The sequence below is a fragment of the Spirosoma koreense genome, from assembly GCF_054777875.1.
Genome location: NZ_BAAHAC010000005.1, coordinates 188,031 through 208,140 on the forward strand (window position 1 = coordinate 188,031; position 20,110 = coordinate 208,140).

General features: G+C 50.8%; 21 protein-coding genes. 9 read left to right on the top strand and 12 right to left on the bottom strand.

Features of this window, described 5'->3' with window-relative positions; all coding sequences use genetic code 11:
- Window positions 1-20: 20 nt before the first annotated feature.
- The 5 genes from ACYVC2_RS06560 (at window position 21) to ACYVC2_RS06580 (ending at window position 5,550) form a co-directional block, all read left to right on the top strand.
- Window positions 21-800 carry a 3-keto-disaccharide hydrolase gene (locus ACYVC2_RS06560; protein ID WP_461101506.1) on the top strand — a complete coding sequence of 260 codons (780 nt, stop codon included), beginning with the start codon at window positions 21-23 and terminating at the stop codon, window positions 798-800.
- Between the two features lie 95 nt (window positions 801-895).
- Entirely contained in the window at window positions 896-1,951 is a 1,056-nt protein-coding gene (locus ACYVC2_RS06565) for an aldose 1-epimerase family protein (RefSeq protein ID WP_461102298.1), read from the top strand.
- Between the two features lie 111 nt (window positions 1,952-2,062).
- Window positions 2,063-3,283, top strand: a complete 1,221-nt coding sequence (locus ACYVC2_RS06570) for a hypothetical protein (RefSeq protein ID WP_461101507.1) — start codon at window positions 2,063-2,065, stop codon at window positions 3,281-3,283.
- A gap of 38 nt (window positions 3,284-3,321) precedes the next feature.
- Window positions 3,322-4,356 carry a sugar phosphate isomerase/epimerase family protein gene (locus ACYVC2_RS06575; RefSeq protein ID WP_461101508.1) on the top strand — a complete coding sequence of 345 codons (1,035 nt, stop codon included), beginning with the start codon at window positions 3,322-3,324 and terminating at the stop codon, window positions 4,354-4,356.
- A gap of 30 nt (window positions 4,357-4,386) precedes the next feature.
- Window positions 4,387-5,550, top strand: a complete 1,164-nt coding sequence (locus ACYVC2_RS06580) for a Gfo/Idh/MocA family protein (RefSeq protein WP_461101509.1) — start codon at window positions 4,387-4,389, stop codon at window positions 5,548-5,550.
- Window positions 5,551-5,876: 326 nt separating this feature from the next.
- Here the strand turns inward: ACYVC2_RS06580 and ACYVC2_RS06585 are convergent, their stop codons facing one another.
- From ACYVC2_RS06585 to ACYVC2_RS06625, 9 genes are all read right to left on the bottom strand, one after another.
- The gene (locus ACYVC2_RS06585; protein WP_461101510.1) at window positions 5,877-6,329 is read right to left on the bottom strand and encodes a Spy/CpxP family protein refolding chaperone; all 453 of its coding nucleotides are present in this window, start codon (window positions 6,327-6,329) and stop codon (window positions 5,877-5,879) included.
- A gap of 6 nt (window positions 6,330-6,335) precedes the next feature.
- Window positions 6,336-6,800, bottom strand: a complete 465-nt coding sequence (locus tag ACYVC2_RS06590) for a hypothetical protein (RefSeq protein WP_461101511.1) — start codon at window positions 6,798-6,800, stop codon at window positions 6,336-6,338.
- Between the two features lie 81 nt (window positions 6,801-6,881).
- Entirely contained in the window at window positions 6,882-7,454 is a 573-nt protein-coding gene (locus tag ACYVC2_RS06595) for an RNA polymerase sigma factor (RefSeq protein ID WP_461101512.1), read from the bottom strand.
- Window positions 7,455-7,563: 109 nt separating this feature from the next.
- A complete protein-coding gene (locus ACYVC2_RS06600; RefSeq protein WP_461101513.1) occupies window positions 7,564-8,517 on the bottom strand; it encodes a transketolase family protein in 954 nt (317 codons plus the stop codon).
- Between the two features lie 422 nt (window positions 8,518-8,939).
- Entirely contained in the window at window positions 8,940-9,218 is a 279-nt protein-coding gene (locus ACYVC2_RS06605; protein WP_461101514.1) for an AAA family ATPase, read from the bottom strand.
- Window positions 9,208-10,071, bottom strand: coding sequence for a transketolase (locus tag ACYVC2_RS06610; protein WP_461101515.1), 864 nt, complete (start codon window positions 10,069-10,071; stop codon window positions 9,208-9,210). The genes ACYVC2_RS06605 and ACYVC2_RS06610 overlap by 11 nt, the downstream gene beginning before the upstream one ends.
- 78 nt (window positions 10,072-10,149) lie before the next feature.
- The gene (bcp, locus tag ACYVC2_RS06615; RefSeq protein ID WP_461101516.1) at window positions 10,150-10,608 is read right to left on the bottom strand and encodes a thioredoxin-dependent thiol peroxidase; all 459 of its coding nucleotides are present in this window, start codon (window positions 10,606-10,608) and stop codon (window positions 10,150-10,152) included.
- 21 nt (window positions 10,609-10,629) lie between these two features.
- A complete protein-coding gene (locus ACYVC2_RS06620) occupies window positions 10,630-12,594 on the bottom strand; it encodes a M23 family metallopeptidase (protein ID WP_461102300.1) in 1,965 nt (654 codons plus the stop codon).
- A 166-nt stretch (window positions 12,595-12,760) separates the two neighbouring features.
- The gene (locus tag ACYVC2_RS06625; RefSeq protein ID WP_461101517.1) at window positions 12,761-13,372 is read right to left on the bottom strand and encodes a fumarylacetoacetate hydrolase family protein; all 612 of its coding nucleotides are present in this window, start codon (window positions 13,370-13,372) and stop codon (window positions 12,761-12,763) included.
- 210 nt (window positions 13,373-13,582) lie between these two features.
- On the opposite strand from ACYVC2_RS06625, the gene ACYVC2_RS06630 reads away from it, so the two are divergent.
- Window positions 13,583-14,404 carry a M48 family metallopeptidase gene (locus ACYVC2_RS06630; RefSeq protein ID WP_461101518.1) on the top strand — a complete coding sequence of 274 codons (822 nt, stop codon included), beginning with the start codon at window positions 13,583-13,585 and terminating at the stop codon, window positions 14,402-14,404.
- A 73-nt stretch (window positions 14,405-14,477) separates the two neighbouring features.
- Here ACYVC2_RS06630 and sucC read toward each other — a convergent pair whose 3' ends face one another.
- Window positions 14,478-15,695, bottom strand: coding sequence for an ADP-forming succinate--CoA ligase subunit beta (gene sucC / locus ACYVC2_RS06635; protein WP_461101519.1), 1,218 nt, complete (start codon window positions 15,693-15,695; stop codon window positions 14,478-14,480).
- 149 nt (window positions 15,696-15,844) lie between these two features.
- Here sucC and ACYVC2_RS06640 point away from each other — a divergent pair, with 149 nt between their 5' ends.
- Together ACYVC2_RS06640 and ACYVC2_RS06645 are read left to right on the top strand one after the other, a co-directional pair.
- Complete coding sequence (locus ACYVC2_RS06640) at window positions 15,845-16,507, top strand: ABC transporter ATP-binding protein (protein WP_461101520.1); 663 nt, start codon at window positions 15,845-15,847, stop codon at window positions 16,505-16,507.
- A gap of 488 nt (window positions 16,508-16,995) precedes the next feature.
- On the top strand, window positions 16,996-17,496 hold the full coding sequence (locus ACYVC2_RS06645; protein ID WP_461101521.1) for a Rad52/Rad22 family DNA repair protein: 501 nt from the start codon (window positions 16,996-16,998) through the stop codon (window positions 17,494-17,496).
- 62 nt (window positions 17,497-17,558) lie between these two features.
- On the opposite strand, the gene ACYVC2_RS06650 is transcribed toward ACYVC2_RS06645, so the two are convergent.
- A complete protein-coding gene (locus ACYVC2_RS06650; RefSeq protein WP_461101522.1) occupies window positions 17,559-18,299 on the bottom strand; it encodes an NIPSNAP family protein in 741 nt (246 codons plus the stop codon).
- A 176-nt stretch (window positions 18,300-18,475) separates the two neighbouring features.
- Between ACYVC2_RS06650 and ACYVC2_RS06655 the strand changes: the two genes are divergently transcribed.
- Entirely contained in the window at window positions 18,476-19,438 is a 963-nt protein-coding gene (locus ACYVC2_RS06655) for an alpha-E domain-containing protein (protein WP_461101523.1), read from the top strand.
- A 290-nt stretch (window positions 19,439-19,728) separates the two neighbouring features.
- On the opposite strand, the gene ACYVC2_RS06660 is transcribed toward ACYVC2_RS06655, so the two are convergent.
- The gene (locus ACYVC2_RS06660; RefSeq protein ID WP_461101524.1) at window positions 19,729-20,091 is read right to left on the bottom strand and encodes a SnoaL-like domain-containing protein; all 363 of its coding nucleotides are present in this window, start codon (window positions 20,089-20,091) and stop codon (window positions 19,729-19,731) included.
- Window positions 20,092-20,110 lie beyond the last annotated feature (19 nt).

Here is a 20,110-nt window from a genome sequence, read left to right on the forward strand (position 1 = left end):
AAAATAAGATGCTGACAAACATGAATAGTCGATTCCTGTCGGCGGGGCTTATGCTGGCGGTTGTGCTGACCGGTAGTATCGAGACATCCTGTCTGGGACAAGGTAAGAAGAATAAAAAAGAAAAAGGCTACGTGCAGATTTTCGACGGCAAGACGCTTAACGGCTGGGATGGTGATCCGACCTACTGGAAGGTTGAGGAGGGCACGCTGACCGGCGAGATTACGCCAACGACCTTACTGAAAACGAATAATTTCATTATCTGGAAAGGAGGAGAGCCCGCCGACTTCGAGCTGAAAGGTGAATTTAAAATCACCGAAGCAGGGAACTCGGGTATCAATTACCGAAGCGACCGGCTGACCGACGTGCCGTTTGCATTGCGTGGCTATCAGGCTGACATCGACGGAAAAAACAACTACACGGGTCAGAATTACGAAGAGCGCAAGCGAACTACGCTGGCATACCGTGGACAGAAAACCGTTATTGGGGCATACACGGGTGACAATACACCGGAAGCCATTCGGTCGAAAGTCAGCAAAAACGCCTGGACCGGCATGCAGGTGGTCGGCTCGCTGGGTAGCTCGGATTCGCTCAAAACCCTGATCAAGTCCGGCGACTGGAACACCTTTCATCTGGTCGTCAAAGGGAACCATCTACAGCATTACATCAACGACGTTCTGATGAGCGACGTGACCGACGACGATACCGTCAACGGGAAAGCGAAAGGCTTATTGGGTGTACAGGTACACGTCGGGCCACCCATGAAGGTGCAGTACCGGAACCTGATGCTGAAAGAAATGTGATATAGAATGAATAAGGTAAAATGAATAATGGATAATGCCGCTATTCTGGAAACTCATTGTCCATTTTACATTATTCATTATTCATTATTATGACGTTGACACAACAACCCTGGTATAATAAAGTATCGAATGTAGCTCAGATCGGCGGGATCGAAACGGCTATTCTGGATAATGGCGCTGGGCGTGGTAGCCGTGTCGCCTGGATCAATACCGGAACCGGCCTTCGCTATAAACTGGTGCTCGACCGGGCGATGGACATTGCTGACGCTTTCTACAACCAGCATAGTCTGGCCTGGCTGAGCCATACCGGCGTGACTCCGCCCGAACCATTTTCGGATAAAGGGGCCGACTGGCTCCGTACCTTCGGCGGTGGATTGCTGACAACCTGCGGACTATCGCACGTGGGCGGTCCTGAACAGGACGATCACGGAACACGGGGGCTGCACGGAAAAATCAGTAACATTCCGGCCGAGATCGAATCAATTATTCAGCCCGATCCCCTGGTGGGTAACCTGGACATGAGCATTACCGGGCGCATGAAAGAGACGACCATTTTTGGGCCACGGCTGGAGTTGAAACGGACCCTGTCCGGCACGCTGGGGCAGCCCGTTATCCGGATTCACGACGAAGTCACTAATCGGGGTAATACATCCGCTCCGCATATGCTGCTCTATCATTTCAACTGCGGCTGGCCGCTGGTCGATGAAGGCACCGATATTGTCTGGAAAGGGGACTGGCATGCGCGGGAAGGGGGCATCAATGATCGAATATTCCACGAAGGCAACGATTTTAAGAAATGTCCGGCTCCGCTGGATGATCACAGTGGTACGGGTGAAGCGGTGGCCTCGGTCGATGTAACCCCCGACAGTTCGGGCCTCTGTACGGTCGGGCTGCACAATGCCAAACTCGGTATAGCGCTGGCCCTGCGATTCCAGAAAGCGCAACTACCCTGGTTTATCAACTGGCAGCATTGGGGGAAAGGTGAATACGTGACGGGGCTGGAACCCGCCACCAATCCGCTTATCGGGCAAACCAAAGCCCGCGAACAGAACGAGCTTCTGTTTCTGGAGCCCGGCGAAACACGGACCTACGATCTGGAGCTGGAGGTGCTGACGACACAGGCGGCTATTGATAGATTTTTGACCACGTAAGTTTAGCAGTGTAAATAAATAATGTAAAATGTATGCTGGTTACTCTACCGATTAACCAAGTATTTCCTCGATCATCGTGCATTTTACTTTATCCATTAATGACTAATTTGTATGGAAACAACCGAAAAAATCAGTCTGGCCGAAAAGGCACTGGAACAGGGGCAGGGTATTCTGCGATTAACCCCAACCTGGGTTCCCCGGTCATTCTGCGTACCTGGCCGACGCATCAAACTTCATCCCGACGACTATTATGTGCTGGGGGGCGAACGGGGCGGTATCGATGAACGCTGGTTCTCATCGACCACACCCGCTAAAAACGGGCCGCTGACGGGGGAAAATGAAGGCTTAAGTCATATTGTTTTTACAGACGAAGACGGCAAGGAACACCAGTTCCTGCTCAAAGATGCCGTCGACGAACTAAAAGGCGAACTCATCGGCGACCGGCTCTGGGACGAATACAAAGGCTGGCCCATGTATTCGAAATTTTTCGATAATATGGGGCCGCTGCCGCACCACCTGCACCACAATGACGAGCAGGCAGCATTGATCGGTCAGCTCGGTAAACCGGAAGCGTATTACTTTCCGCCCCAGGTCAATAACCACGGTGGCGATTTTCCTTACACCTTCATCGGTATTGCACCCGGCACGTCGAAAGAGCAGATCAAAGAGTGCCTGATGAACTTCACCAAAGGCGATAATAAAATCACGAATTACTCCTCGGCCTATCGGCTTGAGCCGGGTACCGGCTGGGATGTTCCTCCTGGTTTGCTGCACGCGCCTGGTAGCCTGTGTACTTATGAACCCCAGAAAGCATCGGACGTTTTTGCCATGTATCAGTCGCTGGTCAATGAAGCGATCATTCCGGAAGAACTGCTCTGGAACGGTACTCCCAAAGACCGTATCGGCGATTATGACCAACTGATGGAAGCCATCGACTGGGAACTGAACACGGACCCAAACATGATGGCTAACCGGTTCATGCGTCCGAAACCCGTTCATGAAAATATAAAAACGGAAGGCTACAGCGAAGTATGGGTGTGTTACAAAAACGAAGCCTTCAGCGCTAAAGAACTGACGGTATTCCCTGGCCAGACCGTAACCATCAAAGACAGTGCTGCCTACGGGCTGATCATGATGCAGGGACATGGCAAGATGGGGGTGTGGGACATTGAAACCCCAACCATGATCCGCTACGGTCAGCTGACGAACGATGAATTTTTCGTGAGCGAAAAAGCCGCCAAGGAAGGTGTGGTCATCACTAATGTATCGACCACGGACCCGATCGTCATGCTGAAGCACTTCGGACCGGCCAACCCTGATCTTGTGTTGTAGCGATCTATCGTACCATAAACCTCAAACTATACACGTTCATGAACGAGAATAATTATCCAAAGCTCCACAACGCCATGTGGCCGGGTGTTGTTGGGAAAGGCCCTGACTCCGAGCCGGTCATTGGATTCGATACCATGCTGGAATTAACGGCTGCGGCCGAGGTTGATGGCGTAAAATTCGATGGTGTCGATCTCGCCCTTTTCGAACACCTGGACATTAACATGTCGGATGATGATATCAAACGACTGGCCGATAAAGTAGGCGGGTATGATCTGAAAATCGGTTCGCTGGTAGCACCGATCTGGGGTGGCCCGGCCATGGGGACCAAAGAACAGCGGACGCAGTTTGTCGAAATGGTTCGTAAATCGTGTCATATTGGCCAGCGACTCAGCGAGCTGGGCGTTCGGCCGAGTGGCGTAGTACGGATCGACTCTGCCAGTTCGCCTACCGATTGGGACGCTGACCCGACGGGTAATTCCAAGCTTATTGCCCAAACCTTCCGCGAAGCCTGTGACGCGGCCGCTGAATTCGGCGAAAAACTGGCCGCTGAAGGCGAAATCTGCTGGGGTGGCATGCACAGCTGGAAAACCATGCTCGAAACCCTGGAGGCCGTCGATCGGCCGAACATGGGTTTTCAGGCCGATATGGCGCATACGTTGCTGTATACGATGGGCTACAACCGGGAGCAGGACCGGATTCTGCCCCCAGATTTCGACTGGAGCGACCGTAAAGCGCTGAGCGAAGCCCTGCGTACACTGACCAATGCCCTGCGCCCCTGGACGATCGACTTCCACGTGGCCCAGAACGACGGTACTGTGTTTGGCTCCGGTTCGCACGATAAAACCGGACGGCACTGCCAGGCGCTGGACCCCAACGGTAAACTCGACGTGGTGCATGACGCAGGCTACTGGCTGCGCGACGAAAACGGCCATCTGACCAAAGCATTTAGACACATCTGCTGGGATGGCTGCATGTTTCCTAACAGCGTTATGACCAATCAGCAAACCTGGAACGACATTCTGGCTACGATGATTAAAGTTCGGCAGCAACATGGCTGGTACGAAGCAGAATAACCTGGCGATGCAATCCTATCCCTATTAACAATGGCTACAAAGAAAGAAATACGAATTGGCTTGATCGGTACAGGATTTATGGGCCGGACGCACTCCAACGGCTATAATCGCGTACCTAATTTTTTCCCTGAACTGGAATACACCCCCGTTTTAAAAGCCGTTTGCTCGCGGAACGCTGAGAAAGTGCAGGCGTTTGCCGATCAATGGGGTTACGAATCAATTGAAACGGACTGGAAAGCGCTGATTGCCCGCGATGACATCGATGCGGTCGATATTTGTACGCCCAACGATACCCACGCCGAAATCGCCATTGCCGCTGCCGAAGCCGGCAAGATGATTCTCTGCGAAAAGCCATTGGCCCGTACGGTTGAGGAAGGCCAGAAGATGGTCGATGCGGTCGAAAAAGCGGGCGTTGCAACGACCGTTTGGTACAATTACCGGCGGCTACCAGCCGTGACACTGGCCAAAGAGCTTATCGATTCCGGTAAACTCGGGAAGATTTTCCATTACCGGGCCAACTTCCTGCAGGACTGGACCATCAGCGCCGACGTACCACAGGGCGGTACCGGCACCTGGCGGATGGACGTCGAAGCGGCTGGTTCGGGCGTAACCGGCGACCTGCTGGCGCACTGCATCGATACGGCTATGTGGCTAAATGGCGCAATCACGGATGTATCGGCCGTTACCGAAACGTTTGTAAAAGAGCGGTTTCACCAGGGAACGGGTAAAGTGGAGCCCGTAGGAATCGACGACGCCTGTATTTTCCATTGCCATTTTGAAAACGGTTCGCTGGGGCTATTCGAATCGACACGGTATGCTCGTGGTCATAAAGCGTTGTACACGTTCGAAATTAACGGCGAAAATGCGTCGATTCGCTGGGATTTGCACGACCTGAACCGGCTCGAATATTTCGATCACCGCGATGAAAGTATCGTGCGCGGCTGGCGGTCGATTCATGTCACGGACGGCGATCAGCCGTATATGGATAAATGGTGGGTACCGGGCCTGGGCATTGGCTACGAGCACAGTTTTATTCACCAGGTAGCCGATTTTCTGAAAAGTTTAGAAAATGGCAAACCCTGCGCTCCCGATTTTAAGGATGCTTTAGAAACGCAAAAAGTGTGCGAAGCGGTTCTGGATTCAGCCAGGTCCAGAAGCTGGAAGGATACGGGTGTAAGCGGTACGTTTGAATGATAATTAGTCATTAGATTGTCATTTGTTGTCATTATAGAAAAGCTATTTAGGATTTTGAAAAGTGAGTGATTTTGTCATTCCGACGAAGGAGGAATCTTGAGGATTGTTTTGCTTCAAGATTCCTCCTTCGTCGGAATGACAAAATCACGCTCTGGTCAGCAGTTAAGTACCTGTTAAATTTAAAATCCCAAACAGGTTCAGAATTACAACCAGCAGCAAATGGCTATGAATGACAACTCATGACTAAATAATGACCATCAATGATACCCTGTTTTAATGAAAAAGCCTGACTTATAGTCAGGCTTTTTCATTAAAACAGGGTAGGTTTATTCGGGTTTGTTCAGTCGATTGAGGAGCATTTTGTTGAACATCTGTTCGGTTTTATTCAGCTCCGCCATCTGGGCCGGACTAATTACTTTTAAAAACCTGGGCAGGTATTCATCATCGAGGTCTGCAAGTTTCTGCTTCGTCGCATTGACTTCCCGCAGCCCGTCGACCAACTGATTGCTCGTCAGGTTATTCCGCTGGGGCTCGTTGTTCAACTGACGAATCCGGCGGTTCAACTCCTGCCGTTTGGCATTATACTCATTGTAAATGGCCCAAAACTGGGGCGCTTGTTCAGGGGTGAGATTCAGCCGGTTCGTGATCATACCGATCTTGGCTGATTCTATTTTCTGTCGTCCGTTGAGGTCATTCTGTGCGTAGGCGGCCTGCGTCATCACTACCAGACTCATTAGCCAACCAATCCATGCGTGTCTCATCTTGGTAAAATTAACCATTTAAAATCAGGAGTCGAGGGTTAGGCCTTCCAACGCATTTTGCTCGTCAATCTGCCGCTGGATGTCGCTGGGTTGCACGTTCAGATACTGAATGGCCGTAGTGTCGTTACCCAACGATGTATGAATCTGCTGACTGTCGACCAACTCGTATGGATTGACGCCCTGATCATCCAGATAAGCGGTTATGACTTCATCACTCACACCAGCCAGCGCTTCGCTACCCAGTGACTCCTGCCGTTGCGGCAGCGTTTGCCAGACCAGAACAGCCAGCAAACTAGCACCCGCCAGAGAAGCAACTGTGCGCTGCCACGACCAACTGATGCTGAAAGCGGGTTTGGCCCTGCGGCTAACGCGGGCCTGCACCCGGGAAGGCAACGTATCGAAATACCCATCCGGCGCTGTATACGGCAACTGCCGCATCGGATGTTCGGGTGGTAATTCGTCAAGCCGAAATTCATTATTACGATTCATAATACTGGTGTGTATGTCCTACACAATTCGAGTCCCTTTTTGCCGATGATCAGGTGTTTGACAGCCCTAAGTTGCTGAGGTTTAATCGTTGGTATCTGTTTTTGTCAGATAATCTTCAATTTTTTTCACTGCCAGGTGATACGATGCCTTCAACGCGCCGACAGACGTCCCCGTAATTTCTGAAATATCTTCGTATTTCATATCGTCGAAGTATTTCATATTGAAAACCAACCGTTGCTTGTCCGGAAGTTTGAGCAGTGCTTTTTGTAACTTGATCTGTACGTCTTCACCGCTCAGTTCGTTGCCGGATGTAACATAGTCGGAATTACTTTCGAGCTTCTCCATCAACTCGCCTTCCACGTCGCCGATGGGCAGAAAAAAGCGCCGACGTTTTTTATTCAGAAAGTTCAGGCATTCGTTCGTGGCAATGCGGTATATCCATGTATACAACTGACTATCACCCCGAAACTGTTCCAGGCTATTCCAGACTTTTATAAATGTTTCCTGCACCAGATCGTCGGCATCATCGTGGTCGATGACCATCTTCCGGATATGCCAATAAATTTTCTGCTGGTACTGTCGCACCAGCAGATTGAAGGCGTAATTCCGGCTCGACGGATCGCGGTATTTGGCAAGGAGTTCGGCGTCAGTCATTTTTCGTCTGTAGAGACGCATCCTTGCGTCTCATTGGCGTCAGCAACAGGCATGTCAACAACCATCCGGTTAAGAAAGGCAAAGGATTGCCGCATCGGCGGACCAGTTCTTACTTTCTGGCTATCACCTTTTTCACCTGCTCTATAATCTTGTCGGCGGTCAGGCCATATTTCTGCATCAGTTGATCGGGCGTGCCGCTTTCGCCAAAGGTGTCGTGCACCCCCACGTATTCGAGCGGAGCCGGGTAATTACGGGCCAGCACCTGCGCCACACTGTCGCCTAAGCCGCCGTTGAGCATGTGCTCTTCGGCCGAAACCGCGCAGCCCGTTTTCTTCACCGATGCGAGAATAGCCTCTTCATCTAACGGTTTTATGGTGTGAATGTTGATAATATCGGCTTCGATACCTTCGGCCGACAGGATTTCACCGGCTTTGATGGCTTCCCAAACGAGGTGCCCCGTACAGAAAATCGATACGTCGCTTCCCTCATTGACCGTCCAGGCTTTTCCGATTTCAAATTTTTGATCGGCGGGGGTGAAAACCGGAATGACGGGCCGACCAAAACGCAGATAAACCGGACCTTCGTGGTTGGCAATCGCGATGGTAGCCGCTTTCGTCTGGTTGTAATCGCAGGGGTTGATAACGGTCATATTGGGCAGCATTTTCATCATGCCCAGGTCTTCCAGAATCTGGTGGGTCGCGCCGTCTTCGCCGAGCGTTACGCCCGCGTGCGATGCGCAGATTTTGACGTTCTTGTTTGAATACGCCACCGACTGCCGAATCTGATCGTACACACGTCCGGTAGCAAAATTGGCGAAGGTCGTAGCAAACGGAATTTTACCGCCAATAGTCAGACCCGCCGATACGCCGATCATGTTGGCTTCGGCAATTCCGCACTGGATAAAGCGGTCGGGGTTCTCTTTAATAAAGGTTTCCAATTTCAGTGAACCGGCTAAATCGGCGGTCAGCGCAACAACGTTGGGATGAGTTTTACCCAGTTCAGCGATGCCCGCACCGAAACCCGAGCGGGTGTCTTTCTTTTCTGTGTAGTCGTATTTTTTCATCGTGTGTAGCGACGCAGTTGTGTGCGTCCAGTTGATTAATTCGCCGAAGCGAGGGTTTGCAATTTCGTTAAAAAATAAGCGGCACTCGGGCAATTCGGGTGTCGAGCCGCTTTCTCGACGGTGAAACCATGGCGGTGCCTATCTCTTGCTAACAGAACTTTACTTTTTCGATACCACTGGAAGCGTCGTGCTGCTATTCCCAAACTTGCCATAGTTGTTACAGGATCACGATCTTGTTCGGGATTTTGAATTTCTACTGAAGTTACTCAAGGTAGCTGAATCAGCCAGGTACAAGTTTTCAAATTCTTGTACTGCTACAAGTATAGTCTGATTAGGATGCTGAGCAATTTTCTCTTTTGGCAATGTTATACAAGCGTCTGTGTCTAAATCGACCAATATTAAAATATACTCTGCTCCTTTGGCTAAAAGAATTTTACGGTGCTTTTCGATCCGTTCCGCAATTCTATATTGATATATGAGCGATCTCGTTGGCGCTGCCTTCGTGAAAACTCATCCGGACCTCCAAAAAGACTACGTGCTTCATAACCTCGTTTTTCTAGGGTAAAAAACTCCAAAGCCTCGAAAATATTCGACTTGCCGGAACCGTTGGGACCGACAAAGACCGTGAACGGATTGGGCTCAATGAGCTCGATCCGTTCAATGGACTTGAAATTTTCGATGACTAAGCGGTTAATTTTCACGAGGTGTAGCGCGGACGGTCAGCGGCAACTGGTTCAGCGCTTGCTGAAGCTGCTCGGCATTGGGCGCCACACCGTGCCATTTGTAGCTGCCCACCATATAATCGACGCCGAAACCCATTTCTGTATGCATCAGAATCAGCGTCGGTACGTCGGGGTCTTCCTGTGCTTTGCGTAAAGTTTTCACCACATCGGCCATGTTGTTGCCTTCCATCTCATCAACGTGCCAGCCGAACGCCCGGTATTTAGCCCCGAGGTCGCGGTTGCTGTTCACGAAATCGGTTTTTCCGTCGATCTGTGCGTGGTTGAAATCGATGACGGCCGTTAGGTTTCCCAACTTTTTGTTGGGCGCAAACTGAGCTGCTTCCCAGATCTGACCTTCCTGCTGCTCACCATCGCCCATCAGCACAAACACGTGTTTATCGTCACCGTTCAGTTTTTTGGCATAAGCCGCGCCTGAAGCTACGGACAGGCCCTGTCCCAGCGAACCCGAGGCAATCCGGACGCCCGGCAGGTGTTCGGCCGTAGTGGGGTGGCCCTGCAGGCGGCTGTCAAGCTTACGGAACGTGGCTAATTCACTAACCGGGAAGTAACCGGCCCGCGCGAGCACCGAATAAAAAACCGGCGAGATATGCCCGTTGGACAGGAAGAAGATGTCTTCGTTGCGGCCATCCATGTCGAAAATAGGCGTGCCATCGGCATTCTTTTTCCGGTTCATGATTTCAAAATACAGAGCAACCATAAAGTCGGTGCAGCCAAGTGAGCCGCCGGGGTGCCCAGAATTAACGGCCGCAACCATGCGGACGATGTCGCGCCGAACGGCGGTAGCGATGTGTTCGAGTTCTGCTATTTCCATAATACTGTGTAATGAATAATGTAAAATGAATAATGTGGAATGAGTGGGCATTTGCCATTATGCCTTATTCATTTTACATTATTCATTTAGTTTGACAATTTGTTCTGCGTGGTGCTGGGTATCTATTTTACTGATTATGTCTGTAATGATTCCCTGTTCATCGATCAGAAAAGTGGTCCGGACGGTGCCCATGAAGTTGCGGCCGTACATGGATTTTTCTTTCCACACGTCGTACGCTACCACAATTTGCTTGTTTGTGTCGGCTACCAGCGTGAAAGGCAGGGTGTATTTTTTGATAAACTTCTGATGCGTTTTCTCATCGTCGACGCTTACTCCAAGTACTTCATAGCCAGCTGTCCGGAGTGCATCGTAGTTATCCCGCAGGCTACACGCTTGTGCCGTACAGCCGGGCGTATCATCTTTCGGGTAAAAATAAAGTACCACCTTCTTACCCCGAAAATCCGAAAGTCTGATTGGGTTTCCGTTCTGGTCGGTACTGGTAAAATCGGGAGCAGGATCGCCGATAGATAAGCTCATAAGATAAATTAAATTAATGCTTTACCGTTTTCTCCGCCGGGATTTCGTCGTTTTCTGCACCGCTTTTCGTTTAACCACAACCCGCGGTTCCCGAATGGTCGTGCTGTCGGAACCGATATTGCCGACCCGATCTTTGACCTGCACTAGCACTTCGGCACCCGACTCAAATGGCTCTTCTGGATTCAGTTTGTCAGACCAGATCAGGGCCCGTTTGTAATCGTACTGCATCAGCACCCATTCTCCGTTGACCAGTGCCCGAAATTCGGCAATCCCCGACAGGTCATCCCGGACTTTCGCCGAAATACCGTTGGGCGTAGCGGCTAAAATCTCGACACTGGGGGGCCGGGTATCGGTCAGCAACTGAAACCGTCCGAGTGAGCGGGTTTTAAACTCAATCCGACCTTTGTTCCAGCTTCCGCCGAGGAAGGTTTCGCGTCCGCCACCGATCCAGTACGCTTTCGTTCGCATGGTATCGATGGCAATCGGGTAATTCGGTACATGTTGAATCAGGAGGTAATCGTTCAGCGGAATAGTAGGCTGATTGATTTCCAGAATTCCCGCGGGCAGCGATCGCATGGTCAGATGTAACGTATCGAACAGGGTATTCGGCCGAAACTCCAGCCGGGTATTTTTATCCGAATAAGTCTCGTTATGACCGGGGATGACTCGTTTTTTGAAAAACGTGCGCACCACCCCACGGCCAAACTGAACGGAATCGGGTAATGTCTGCCGCAAATCTATCAGATAAACCGCTTGGTTGTTACGCACATAGCTAACAGGTTGCTCTGTTACCGTGCGACCCGTTATCAGTTTAGCGACGGGCGGATTACTGACCGATATATTTTTGGCCGTCAGCTTCAGCACATTTTCGTCCGTCGTAATAGTCACTGTAGGCTCTACCGCCGACAGGTTAGGCGCGTAGCTGGCGGGTTGAACTTCCAGGGAATCGATCATGAGCGGGCTGGAAGGCGGGGGCTCGGGCAGGATCGTAAAGGTCAACTGAGCCGAATGATCGTAGGCATCGTAAAGGACCAGCGTAACTTCATGCGGTTTCCCATCCAGCAGCGGTAGACGCCCCCGATAGGCTGCGTTGCTTTGTAACTTGTACAGATTCAGAATGTTGCCGTCAGCAATATAGCCTCGATGATACCGCTGACCGCTCGTTTGCTCGACTTCATAATTTTCGTGGATGTTCAGAAAGCGCGTCTGCTCGTTCGGAAAGCTGTTCATGTTATAAGCAAATACTTCCCGCCCGTCGAGCCGGACTTCCAGACAACTGATGCCATTGCGGTAGGGCGATCCACTGGTTTTGTCGTACCCCAGCACTTCCATCCCGATCAGTCCCGAGGCCGTAATCGGCTGGGTAATGGTGTAGGTGCCATCGGGTCGACGAACGGGTGCGTAGCTGACCCGCTGGTATTCGCCGTTGACGCGCGAAGTGGCGGTCATGGTTTTGAGCGCCACTCGTTCAAAATAGGGGGGGACATCGTCCTGAAGTTCGGAGAATCCGTAGAGTAGCGGATTGATCAGGTTGTCTTTGCCATCGCGCACTTCGAAATGCAGGTGCGGACCGCCCGAGCCGCCGGTGTTGCCGGAGGCCGCAATGACATCACCTTTCTTAACCGGAAACTGATCGGGTGCCGGACGCAGGTCGATTTCAAAGGTTTTCTTCTGATATTGCTGTGTGCGGAGGTACGTACCGAGCGTGTCGTTCAGGTTTCGGAGGTGTCCATATACGGTGGTCAGCCCATTGGGATGTCTGATAAAAATAACGTTACCGTACCCACCGGTGAAAACCGCAATGCGCGATACATATCCGTCTGCGGCTGCGTGAACATCCAGCCCCTCTCGTCCGCCCGTGCGGATATCGAGACCTGCGTGAAAGTGATTCGGGCGCAGATCGCCCAGCCCACCCGCCAGCGAATTGGGGAGCCCTGGCTGAATGGGAAATAGAAAATAGCCGGGTTGAATAAGACCTGCCAGCATGGTCCCTGTTGGGGCTGTCGGGCTCGTCGTAGACTGCGGCAAGGTAACCCCCGCCTGGCCAAACGTATGACCCAGTCCGGCTAAAACGGCACAAAAGCAAAGAATGAATTGTTTCAAAAGCAAAACGGCTAGTTTAGCAGGCCCTTCGAATCGCCTGACGTCAACATTATTTTACGTCAACCTCCAGCATCTTCTGGTCTTCAATGTACGCCGTCAGTTTATCCCCAACCTGTACAGGCCCTACGCCTTTCGGCGTTCCGGTAAACAGAATATCGCCCTGCTGGAGCAGAAAATACCGCGATACGAACGAAATCAGGTAATCGATTTTAAACAGCATCAGGCTCGTGTTACCCAACTGCCGGGTTTCGCCGTTGATATCCAGCCTGAAATTCAGGTTTTGCAGGTCTGGGAAGCTGGTTTTCGGTACGAAAGGCGAAATGGGTGCTGAGCCGTTGAACGATTTAGCCAGTTCCCAGGGTAAACCCTTTGCTTTCAATTTGCTTTGTAGGTCTCGGGCAGTAAAATCGATCCCGACGCCAATTTCGTCGTAGTATTTGTGCGCAAACTTCTCCTCGATGTTTTTGCCAACCCGATTGATTTTTACCAGAATTTCCACTTCGTAGTGCACATCGCTGGAAAAGTCCGGGTAAAAAAAAGGCTCATTTTTCAGGGGTACCGCTGTTTCGGGCTTCAGAAAAATAACCGGGTCTTCGGGCTTTTCGTTGTTGAGTTCCTGAATATGTTCGACGTAGTTTCGGCCAACGCAAATAATTTTCATAAAAAGTAGTATGTATGCAGAGTCATTTGTTTTCATCCTATTGAAAATAAGGATGCACATAATCCGGAATGACTCGTTAAACCTGAAGCAATAGCGCAAATCTAACGACTAAATACAGCCTGAACGTACCGGCCGGTAAAATTTTGAACAAAGCGTGGCTATTCAAGGTCATTAACGTCAGATTAATTAGCCATTATAACACATACACAGATGAAAAAAGCTTTCATGATCATGTTGTCGCTCGCCTTTGCTGTTACGGCCTGCGAGAAGGTACCCCTGACCGGGCGCAAACAACTGATTTTAGTGCCGAACAACGATATGCTCTCCATGAGCTTTACCCAATACAAACAGTTTCTGGATACCAGCAAGGTCGTTAGTAACAGCGGTGATGCTGAGATGGTTAACCGTGTAGGCAATCGGATTCGTCAGGCTGTTGAAAGTTACATGAATAGTAACGGCTTCAGCAAGCGGCTCGAAGGATTCAAATGGGAATATCACCTGGTGCAGAGCAGTCAGGTAAACGCGTGGTGTATGCCCGGCGGTAAAATTGTCGTGTATTCAGGTATCCTGCCCTATACGCAGAATGAAGCAGGATTAGCCACGGTGCTGGGACACGAGGTCTCGCACGCCATCGCCGAGCACGGGAACGAACGGATGAGCGAAGGATTGGTGGCCAATGGTCTGCTTCAGGCCGGACAGGTTGCCACTGGAATCGCGTCGTCGGCACGCAGCAGCCAAACACAGGCTATCTTCCAGCAGGCTTTCGGAGTCGTCGGCCCACTGGCCTATCAGTACGGTGTCGGCCTGCCTCATAGCCGCAAACAAGAATCGGAAGCCGACCATCTGGGACTGATTTTTATGGCGATGGCGGGGTACGATCCCAACGAAGCCATTACGTTCTGGCAGCGCATGGCTAAAGCCAGTGGTGGTAAAGCACCCGCCGAATTTCTGTCGGATCACCCATCGGACCAGCGTCGGATTTCCGATTTGCAAAAGCTGTTGCCAGATGCAATGAAGTATTATAAGCGATAGACAGGTTTCTTTAAACACAAAAAGCCGGAGCAAAGACTCCGGCTTTTTGTGTTTAAAGAAACGTTACTGATTGCTACAGCGCCTGAATGACCTGCCGCACTTTCTCGGCGGCTTCTTTCAGCTCAACGGCCGATTGCACTTTCAGGCCCGATTCATCGATGATTCTGGCCCCTTCAGCTGCGTTTGTACCCTGCAGGCGAACGATAATCGGTACAGGAATGTCGCCAATGGCTTTGTAGGCTTCGACAACCCCCGTAGCCACGCGGTCGCAGCGAACGATACCGCCGAAGATGTTGATCAGGATGGCTTTTACATTGGGGTCTTTCAGAATGATCCGAAAACCCGCTTCAACGGTTTTGGCATTAGCTCCACCGCCCACGTCGAGGAAGTTGGCCGGTTCGCCCCCCGACAGTTTGATGATGTCCATTGTCGCCATGGCCAGTCCGGCTCCGTTTACCATGCAGCCGACGTTCCCATCTAGTTTAACGTAGTTGAGGTCATTGGCCGAAGCTTCGACTTCGAGCGGATCTTCTTCGGCAATGTCGCGCAGGTTAGCCAGGTCAGGGTGGCGGTAAAGCGCGTTGTCATCCAGATTCACTTTGGCATCGACGGCCAGAATCTTGTTGTCCGAAGTTTTCAGCACCGGGTTGATTTCGAACATCGATGCGTCGGTATCCACATAGGCCTTGTAGAGCGAAGTCACGAACTTGACCATCTCTTTGAAGGCTTCTCCTTCCAGCCCTAAGCCAAAGGCCACCTTGCGCGCCTGGAAGGGCTGTAGACCTACTGCGGGATCAATCCATTCCTTAACGATTTTTTCGGGCGTTTTTTCGGCGACTTCTTCAATGTCCATACCACCTTCGGTGCTGGCCATAATAACGTTGCAGGCTTTGCTGCGGTCGAGCAGGATGCTCAGATACATCTCCTTCGGCTCCGAAGCGCCTGGGTAAAAAACATCCTGCGCCACCAGTACCTTGTTAACTTTCCGGCCTTCCGGGCCCGTCTGGTGCGTCACCAGCACGTTGCCGATCAGGTTCTTGGCGATGTCGCGCACGTCATCGACCGATTTGGCCAGGGCCACCCCCCGTTGTTCGCTGCCGACCACTTTACCCTTGCCTCGTCCACCCGCATGAATCTGCGATTTTACAACGACAAATTTTGAGCCTGACTGCGCCATAATCTGTTTGGCGGCTTCTACAGCTTTTTCGGGCGACTCAGCTACGATGCCTTCCTGAATCCGGACACCGTATTTTTTGAGAATTTCTTTACCCTGATACTCGTGTATATTCATGACAACTGCAACAAGGAGGATTGGAAATCGTATTTTTGCGTGGCAAGTTAACAGGAAATGAAGAATGAAGAATGAAGAGTGAATAATAATTCATCCGCGTTCGCTTCATTTTCCATTTTTTACTTTTCACTTTTTATTCCTCATTACTGATGCAGCCGCTTCTGCAAACGACTGATATTCGCCGGAACTACGGCAATTTACCCGTTCTGAAAGGAATCAATCTGGCGATCAATCCGGGCGAAGTGGTATCTATTGTGGGGGCGTCTGGCGCCGGCAAAACAACCTTACTTCAAATTCTCGGCACGCTCGACCGACCCGACGCGGGCGAATTGATTATCGATGGGCAGAACGTGTTCACGCTGAACGATCGGCAACTGGCGAAGTTCCGGAATGAGCAGATCGGTTTCGTTTTTCAGTTCAATAACCTGTTGCCGGAGTTCACAGCCCTCGAAAATGTGTGTCTGCCCGGATTTATTTCAGGAAAAGATGAGCAGGCCGTTCGGCAGCGTGCCGAATCTTTACTCACCACGCTGGGGCTTCAACATCGACTGGCTAACCTGCCCTCGCAGATGTCGGGAGGTGAACAGCAGCGGACGGCTGTCGCGCGGGCGCTGATCAATGACCCCGCGATCGTATTTGCCGATGAACCCAGCGGTAACCTCGACTCGCGCAATGCTGAAGAACTGCATCAGTTGTTCTTTCGCCTTCGCGACGAACTGGGGCAGACCTTCATTATCGTTACGCACAACGAAACCCTGGCGGCTCTCGCCGATCGTACCGTAACGATCCGGGACGGATTACTATTTAAGTAACGATTGCTGGATGCAAGTAGAGAGTACGCGGCCTCCTTAAGTATATCTACTTAAATTTTTTTATAAAAACACTTATTGGTATTTCTGTAAATGTCTGATTTACAGTTAAATAATTCTATGCATGAAAAATATTTTTTGTAAAAGAATCAATTTACTGTATTTTTGTTCTATAATTGTGTCGAAAAGAAAAGTTTTTCATAACGTTGAGTAAATCAGAAAGCCAAGAGAGTGTCTCGCTTGGCTTTTTTGTTGTATACACATGATTCATAACCAGCCTCTTTACGAACGCATCGCTGGTTATGCACAGGCACTTTCTCCCCAAAGTTGTTGGCCAGGTTAGTTCTCGACAAAGCCGTATTTACGCGCCGGAATCTCAGGTTCATCCATCAGAATTCAGTATATTGCAGCTATATCCGGGCCTGTATCGGCAGCCTGTGGATGGGTTTTTCATGCAGTGAAAACTGCCTAATTACGTAAACAACAAATACATGGAATTAAGCGTGTTGACTGCCCCCCTGACGGCGCAGGAGGTTGAATGGCGGGTACAGAGCCAGACAAAAGACGGTCAGAAAATTATTGTCGTACCATACATCACTAACCGTTGCGTGATGCAGCGATTCGATGAACAGTTCGGCTGGGCGGGCTGGCAAAACGAAATCAACGAAATCGAAAGCGGGTTTTTATGCACTATTACCGTCGTGTTGCCCGGTGGTGAAATCGTCAGGAAAACCGACGGGGCCAGCCGGACGGCCGTCGAGCCTGTAAAAGGTGGAATCAGCGATGCCATGAAACGGGCGGCCGTGCAGTTTGGGCTGGGGCGTTCGCTGTACGACTTTCCTAAAGTGTTGATTCAGACGACCGATAAATACATTCCCGATTGGGCAAGTCCACTGCTAGACAAGATGGTAGATAAACTAAACGCGGGCGGTATCATCCGCGACGTCGTTGTTCTGAAACCTGAGCACGCCAAGTCAGCTAAAGCTGTATAAATAGTATAAAGCGAATGGGCCGGTCTAAGACCGGCCCATTCGCTTTATAGGTAAACACTGAGTTATTTGATGGGTGAGTAGTCCGTCGGTTTCATGTAAACCGATTCGACTTTCGTCGTCAGTGCACCGTCTTTTTCCGATTCGGCTTTGGCTTTCACCCAGACCGGATCGTTGCGGAACTCGTCAAAATGCGCTTTGCCCTGGGCTTCGCTGGGATGAGCCAGAATGTAAACGAGTTTGGGCTGGGCTGAAGGATCTTTCTCCTGGGTAATCCAGTAGCCAACGTTTGTCATGCCGTGCTTCTCGAACAGTTTCAGGGTATGGTTTCGGAAGCGGTCGACTAGGTTCGGTAGTTTGCCGGGCGCAGGCGTGTAGGTGCGTAGCTCGAAGGTGCGCTCGGGGGAAGCCTGTTTTAATTTGATGGCAGGTGATATTTCTGATTCGGTCATGAAAATCTGGTCGACGTGATCGACCAATTTGCCATTGGCTTCGGTTTTCGCCACCACGGCTTTCCACTCCGGATCGCTGCCGAACGCTTTCCAGGATGCATCGCGGGCTTCGCGGCTTGGGTAAGCCAGAATGTAGATCAGCTCCTTATTCGTCGTGTCGGTCGGCGTCCAGTAACCAATGTTCTCCATACCGTGTTTTTCGAAAATCCGGGTCGTATACTGCCGGAACCGATCGACGATCTCGGCGTATTTTCCGGGCGTTGGGTGATAAATCCGCACCTCATAGAACTTGGTGCTCGGTTTAGTCGGGTTGGGCTTGGCGAAGGCCACTGTACTCAGTAGCGTGCCAGCCATAACGAAGGCGTACAGCATTTTCATAATACGCTAGAAAGAAACCAGGATTGGGAAATTACTTTCTTCAGACGGGAATTCTTTTTCCGAAATACCACAATTACGACGGATTTCTTGCGATACAGCCGTAAAGGTCTATTTTTGTTGATTAGCCACCGATTTACCCTGATAACTACCCTATGCTAAGCCGCGTTGCCAATTCTGTTTACTGGATGCACCGATACATCGAACGGGCCGAGAATTATGCCCGCTTTATGAGCGTAAATTTTAACCTGGCGCTCGATCTGCCGCCCAATGTAAATCAGCAGTGGGAACCATTACTTACGGCCACCGCCGACGATTCTGCCTTTTTCAAATACTACAAGGAACCTACGCGCGAGAATGTCATTCAGTTTATGACCTTCGACAAGCGCAATCCTAACTCGATTGTAGCCTGCCTTAGCGAAGCCCGCGAGAATGCCCGCACGATTCGCGAGGTTATCTCCAAACAGATGTGGGAACACCTCAACAAGTTCTACCTGATGGTCCGCGACACGTCGCCCAAACAGGAATGGGGTGAGGTAAAAACGCAGGAATTTTTCACCGATATCAGCAACAACATCCAGTTATTCTACGGCATCATCGACGCCACCATTACCCGCAACGAAGCCTGGCATTTTGGACGATTGGGGCGGTTTCTGGAGCGTGCCGATAAAACATCCCGGTTTCTGGACGTCAAATATTTTACGCTGCTACCCGAAGTCGAGTCTGTGGGGTCTACAATTGACCTGATGATCTGGTCGGCGGTCCTGAAATCGGTGAGTGCGTATAATATGCACCGGCAACAGTACCGGGCGTTGACGCCCGCGAGTATCGTTGAGTTTCTGATTCTGGACAAAATGTTTCCCCGGGCAGCGGCTCACTGCATCCGACAGGCCGAGTTGTCACTCTACGAGATTTCCGGAAATACAATGGCCAATGGCTTTAGCAATTCGGCCGAGCGGGCGCTTTCCAAACTCCGTTCCGAGATCGAGTTTACCGATACCGCCGATATTTTCAAAATAGGGCTTCATCAATACCTCGATAATTTTCAGACCCGGACTAACGCCATCGGGCAGGCTGTTTTTCAAACATATTTCGATTTGAAACCAGTAGAGGTATAAATGAATAGTCGATAAATAGGTGCGGCTATAGGTTACCTGAAGCGCAGATTGCCATGCCGGTGATAGCGGTTTCCTAAGCTATATCGGGTTGTGGAGATCGTCGCCGAGCAGAGCCGTTGGAAACAGCAGCAGAACGTTTCGCCGAGCCAATTTGTGTGGCTACGTCTACAACCGCTCTGGCCGGTCCGCTGAGCACAAACAGGTCGGCCGCCAGGGTAGCTTCTAAAACAGAAGCTACCCTGATGTACGGAGACTTCGCCAGCAACCCGTCTGTCATAAGGGTATGATAGTCATACCTGGTAGAAAAATTGTTCCTGCGCTATCTTTCCGTTCCGGACTGTGTAAACAATTAACTCGTTCATGTCGGCACGGTTTCCGTCTTTGAAGGTAACATCCATGCTGATGGTCAGGGCGATGTGATTTCCGGCTACGAGTACGTCGCTGACACTGCCACCATGCCAGGCCTGAATCATGCTCTGAAACTGATTGCCTTTCTGGATAATAGCATCCAGTCCCTGTACGGTCTGCATTCCCTGAGAACCTTCGGGCTCAATGCTTCGGGCATCCGGAGCGTAGAGTTCGCGCTGTGCCTGTTCAAACTTATTTTCCCGGCAAAGGACTACTAAACGATCGGCGATTTCTTGGGTCGTCATGTTTATAGATGGTTTGATA

Bases quoted from the DNA above. Each gene is read 5' to 3' on its own strand.
- ACYVC2_RS06560 (WP_461101506.1), top strand. From the start codon at position 21: ATGAATAGTCGATTCCTGTCGGCGGGGCTTATGCTGGCGGTTGTGCTG.
- ACYVC2_RS06570 (WP_461101507.1), top strand. From the start codon at position 2,063: ATGGAAACAACCGAAAAAATCAGTCTGGCCGAAAAGGCACTGGAACAG.
- ACYVC2_RS06575 (WP_461101508.1), top strand. From the start codon at position 3,322: ATGAACGAGAATAATTATCCAAAGCTCCACAACGCCATGTGGCCGGGT.
- ACYVC2_RS06580 (WP_461101509.1), top strand. From the start codon at position 4,387: ATGGCTACAAAGAAAGAAATACGAATTGGCTTGATCGGTACAGGATTT.
- ACYVC2_RS06585 (WP_461101510.1), bottom strand. From the start codon at position 6,329: ATGGTTAATTTTACCAAGATGAGACACGCATGGATTGGTTGGCTAATG.
- ACYVC2_RS06590 (WP_461101511.1), bottom strand. From the start codon at position 6,800: ATGAATCGTAATAATGAATTTCGGCTTGACGAATTACCACCCGAACAT.
- ACYVC2_RS06595 (WP_461101512.1), bottom strand. From the start codon at position 7,454: ATGACTGACGCCGAACTCCTTGCCAAATACCGCGATCCGTCGAGCCGG.
- ACYVC2_RS06600 (WP_461101513.1), bottom strand. From the start codon at position 8,517: ATGAAAAAATACGACTACACAGAAAAGAAAGACACCCGCTCGGGTTTC.
- ACYVC2_RS06610 (WP_461101515.1), bottom strand. From the start codon at position 10,071: ATGGAAATAGCAGAACTCGAACACATCGCTACCGCCGTTCGGCGCGAC.
- bcp (WP_461101516.1), bottom strand. From the start codon at position 10,608: ATGAGCTTATCTATCGGCGATCCTGCTCCCGATTTTACCAGTACCGAC.
- ACYVC2_RS06620 (WP_461102300.1), bottom strand. From the start codon at position 12,594: ATGCTGGCAGGTCTTATTCAACCCGGCTATTTTCTATTTCCCATTCAG.
- ACYVC2_RS06625 (WP_461101517.1), bottom strand. From the start codon at position 13,372: ATGAAAATTATTTGCGTTGGCCGAAACTACGTCGAACATATTCAGGAA.
- ACYVC2_RS06630 (WP_461101518.1), top strand. From the start codon at position 13,583: ATGAAAAAAGCTTTCATGATCATGTTGTCGCTCGCCTTTGCTGTTACG.
- sucC (WP_461101519.1), bottom strand. From the start codon at position 15,695: ATGAATATACACGAGTATCAGGGTAAAGAAATTCTCAAAAAATACGGT.
- ACYVC2_RS06640 (WP_461101520.1), top strand. From the start codon at position 15,845: ATGCAGCCGCTTCTGCAAACGACTGATATTCGCCGGAACTACGGCAAT.
- ACYVC2_RS06645 (WP_461101521.1), top strand. From the start codon at position 16,996: ATGGAATTAAGCGTGTTGACTGCCCCCCTGACGGCGCAGGAGGTTGAA.
- ACYVC2_RS06650 (WP_461101522.1), bottom strand. From the start codon at position 18,299: ATGGCTGGCACGCTACTGAGTACAGTGGCCTTCGCCAAGCCCAACCCG.
- ACYVC2_RS06655 (WP_461101523.1), top strand. From the start codon at position 18,476: ATGCTAAGCCGCGTTGCCAATTCTGTTTACTGGATGCACCGATACATC.
- ACYVC2_RS06660 (WP_461101524.1), bottom strand. From the start codon at position 20,091: ATGACGACCCAAGAAATCGCCGATCGTTTAGTAGTCCTTTGCCGGGAA.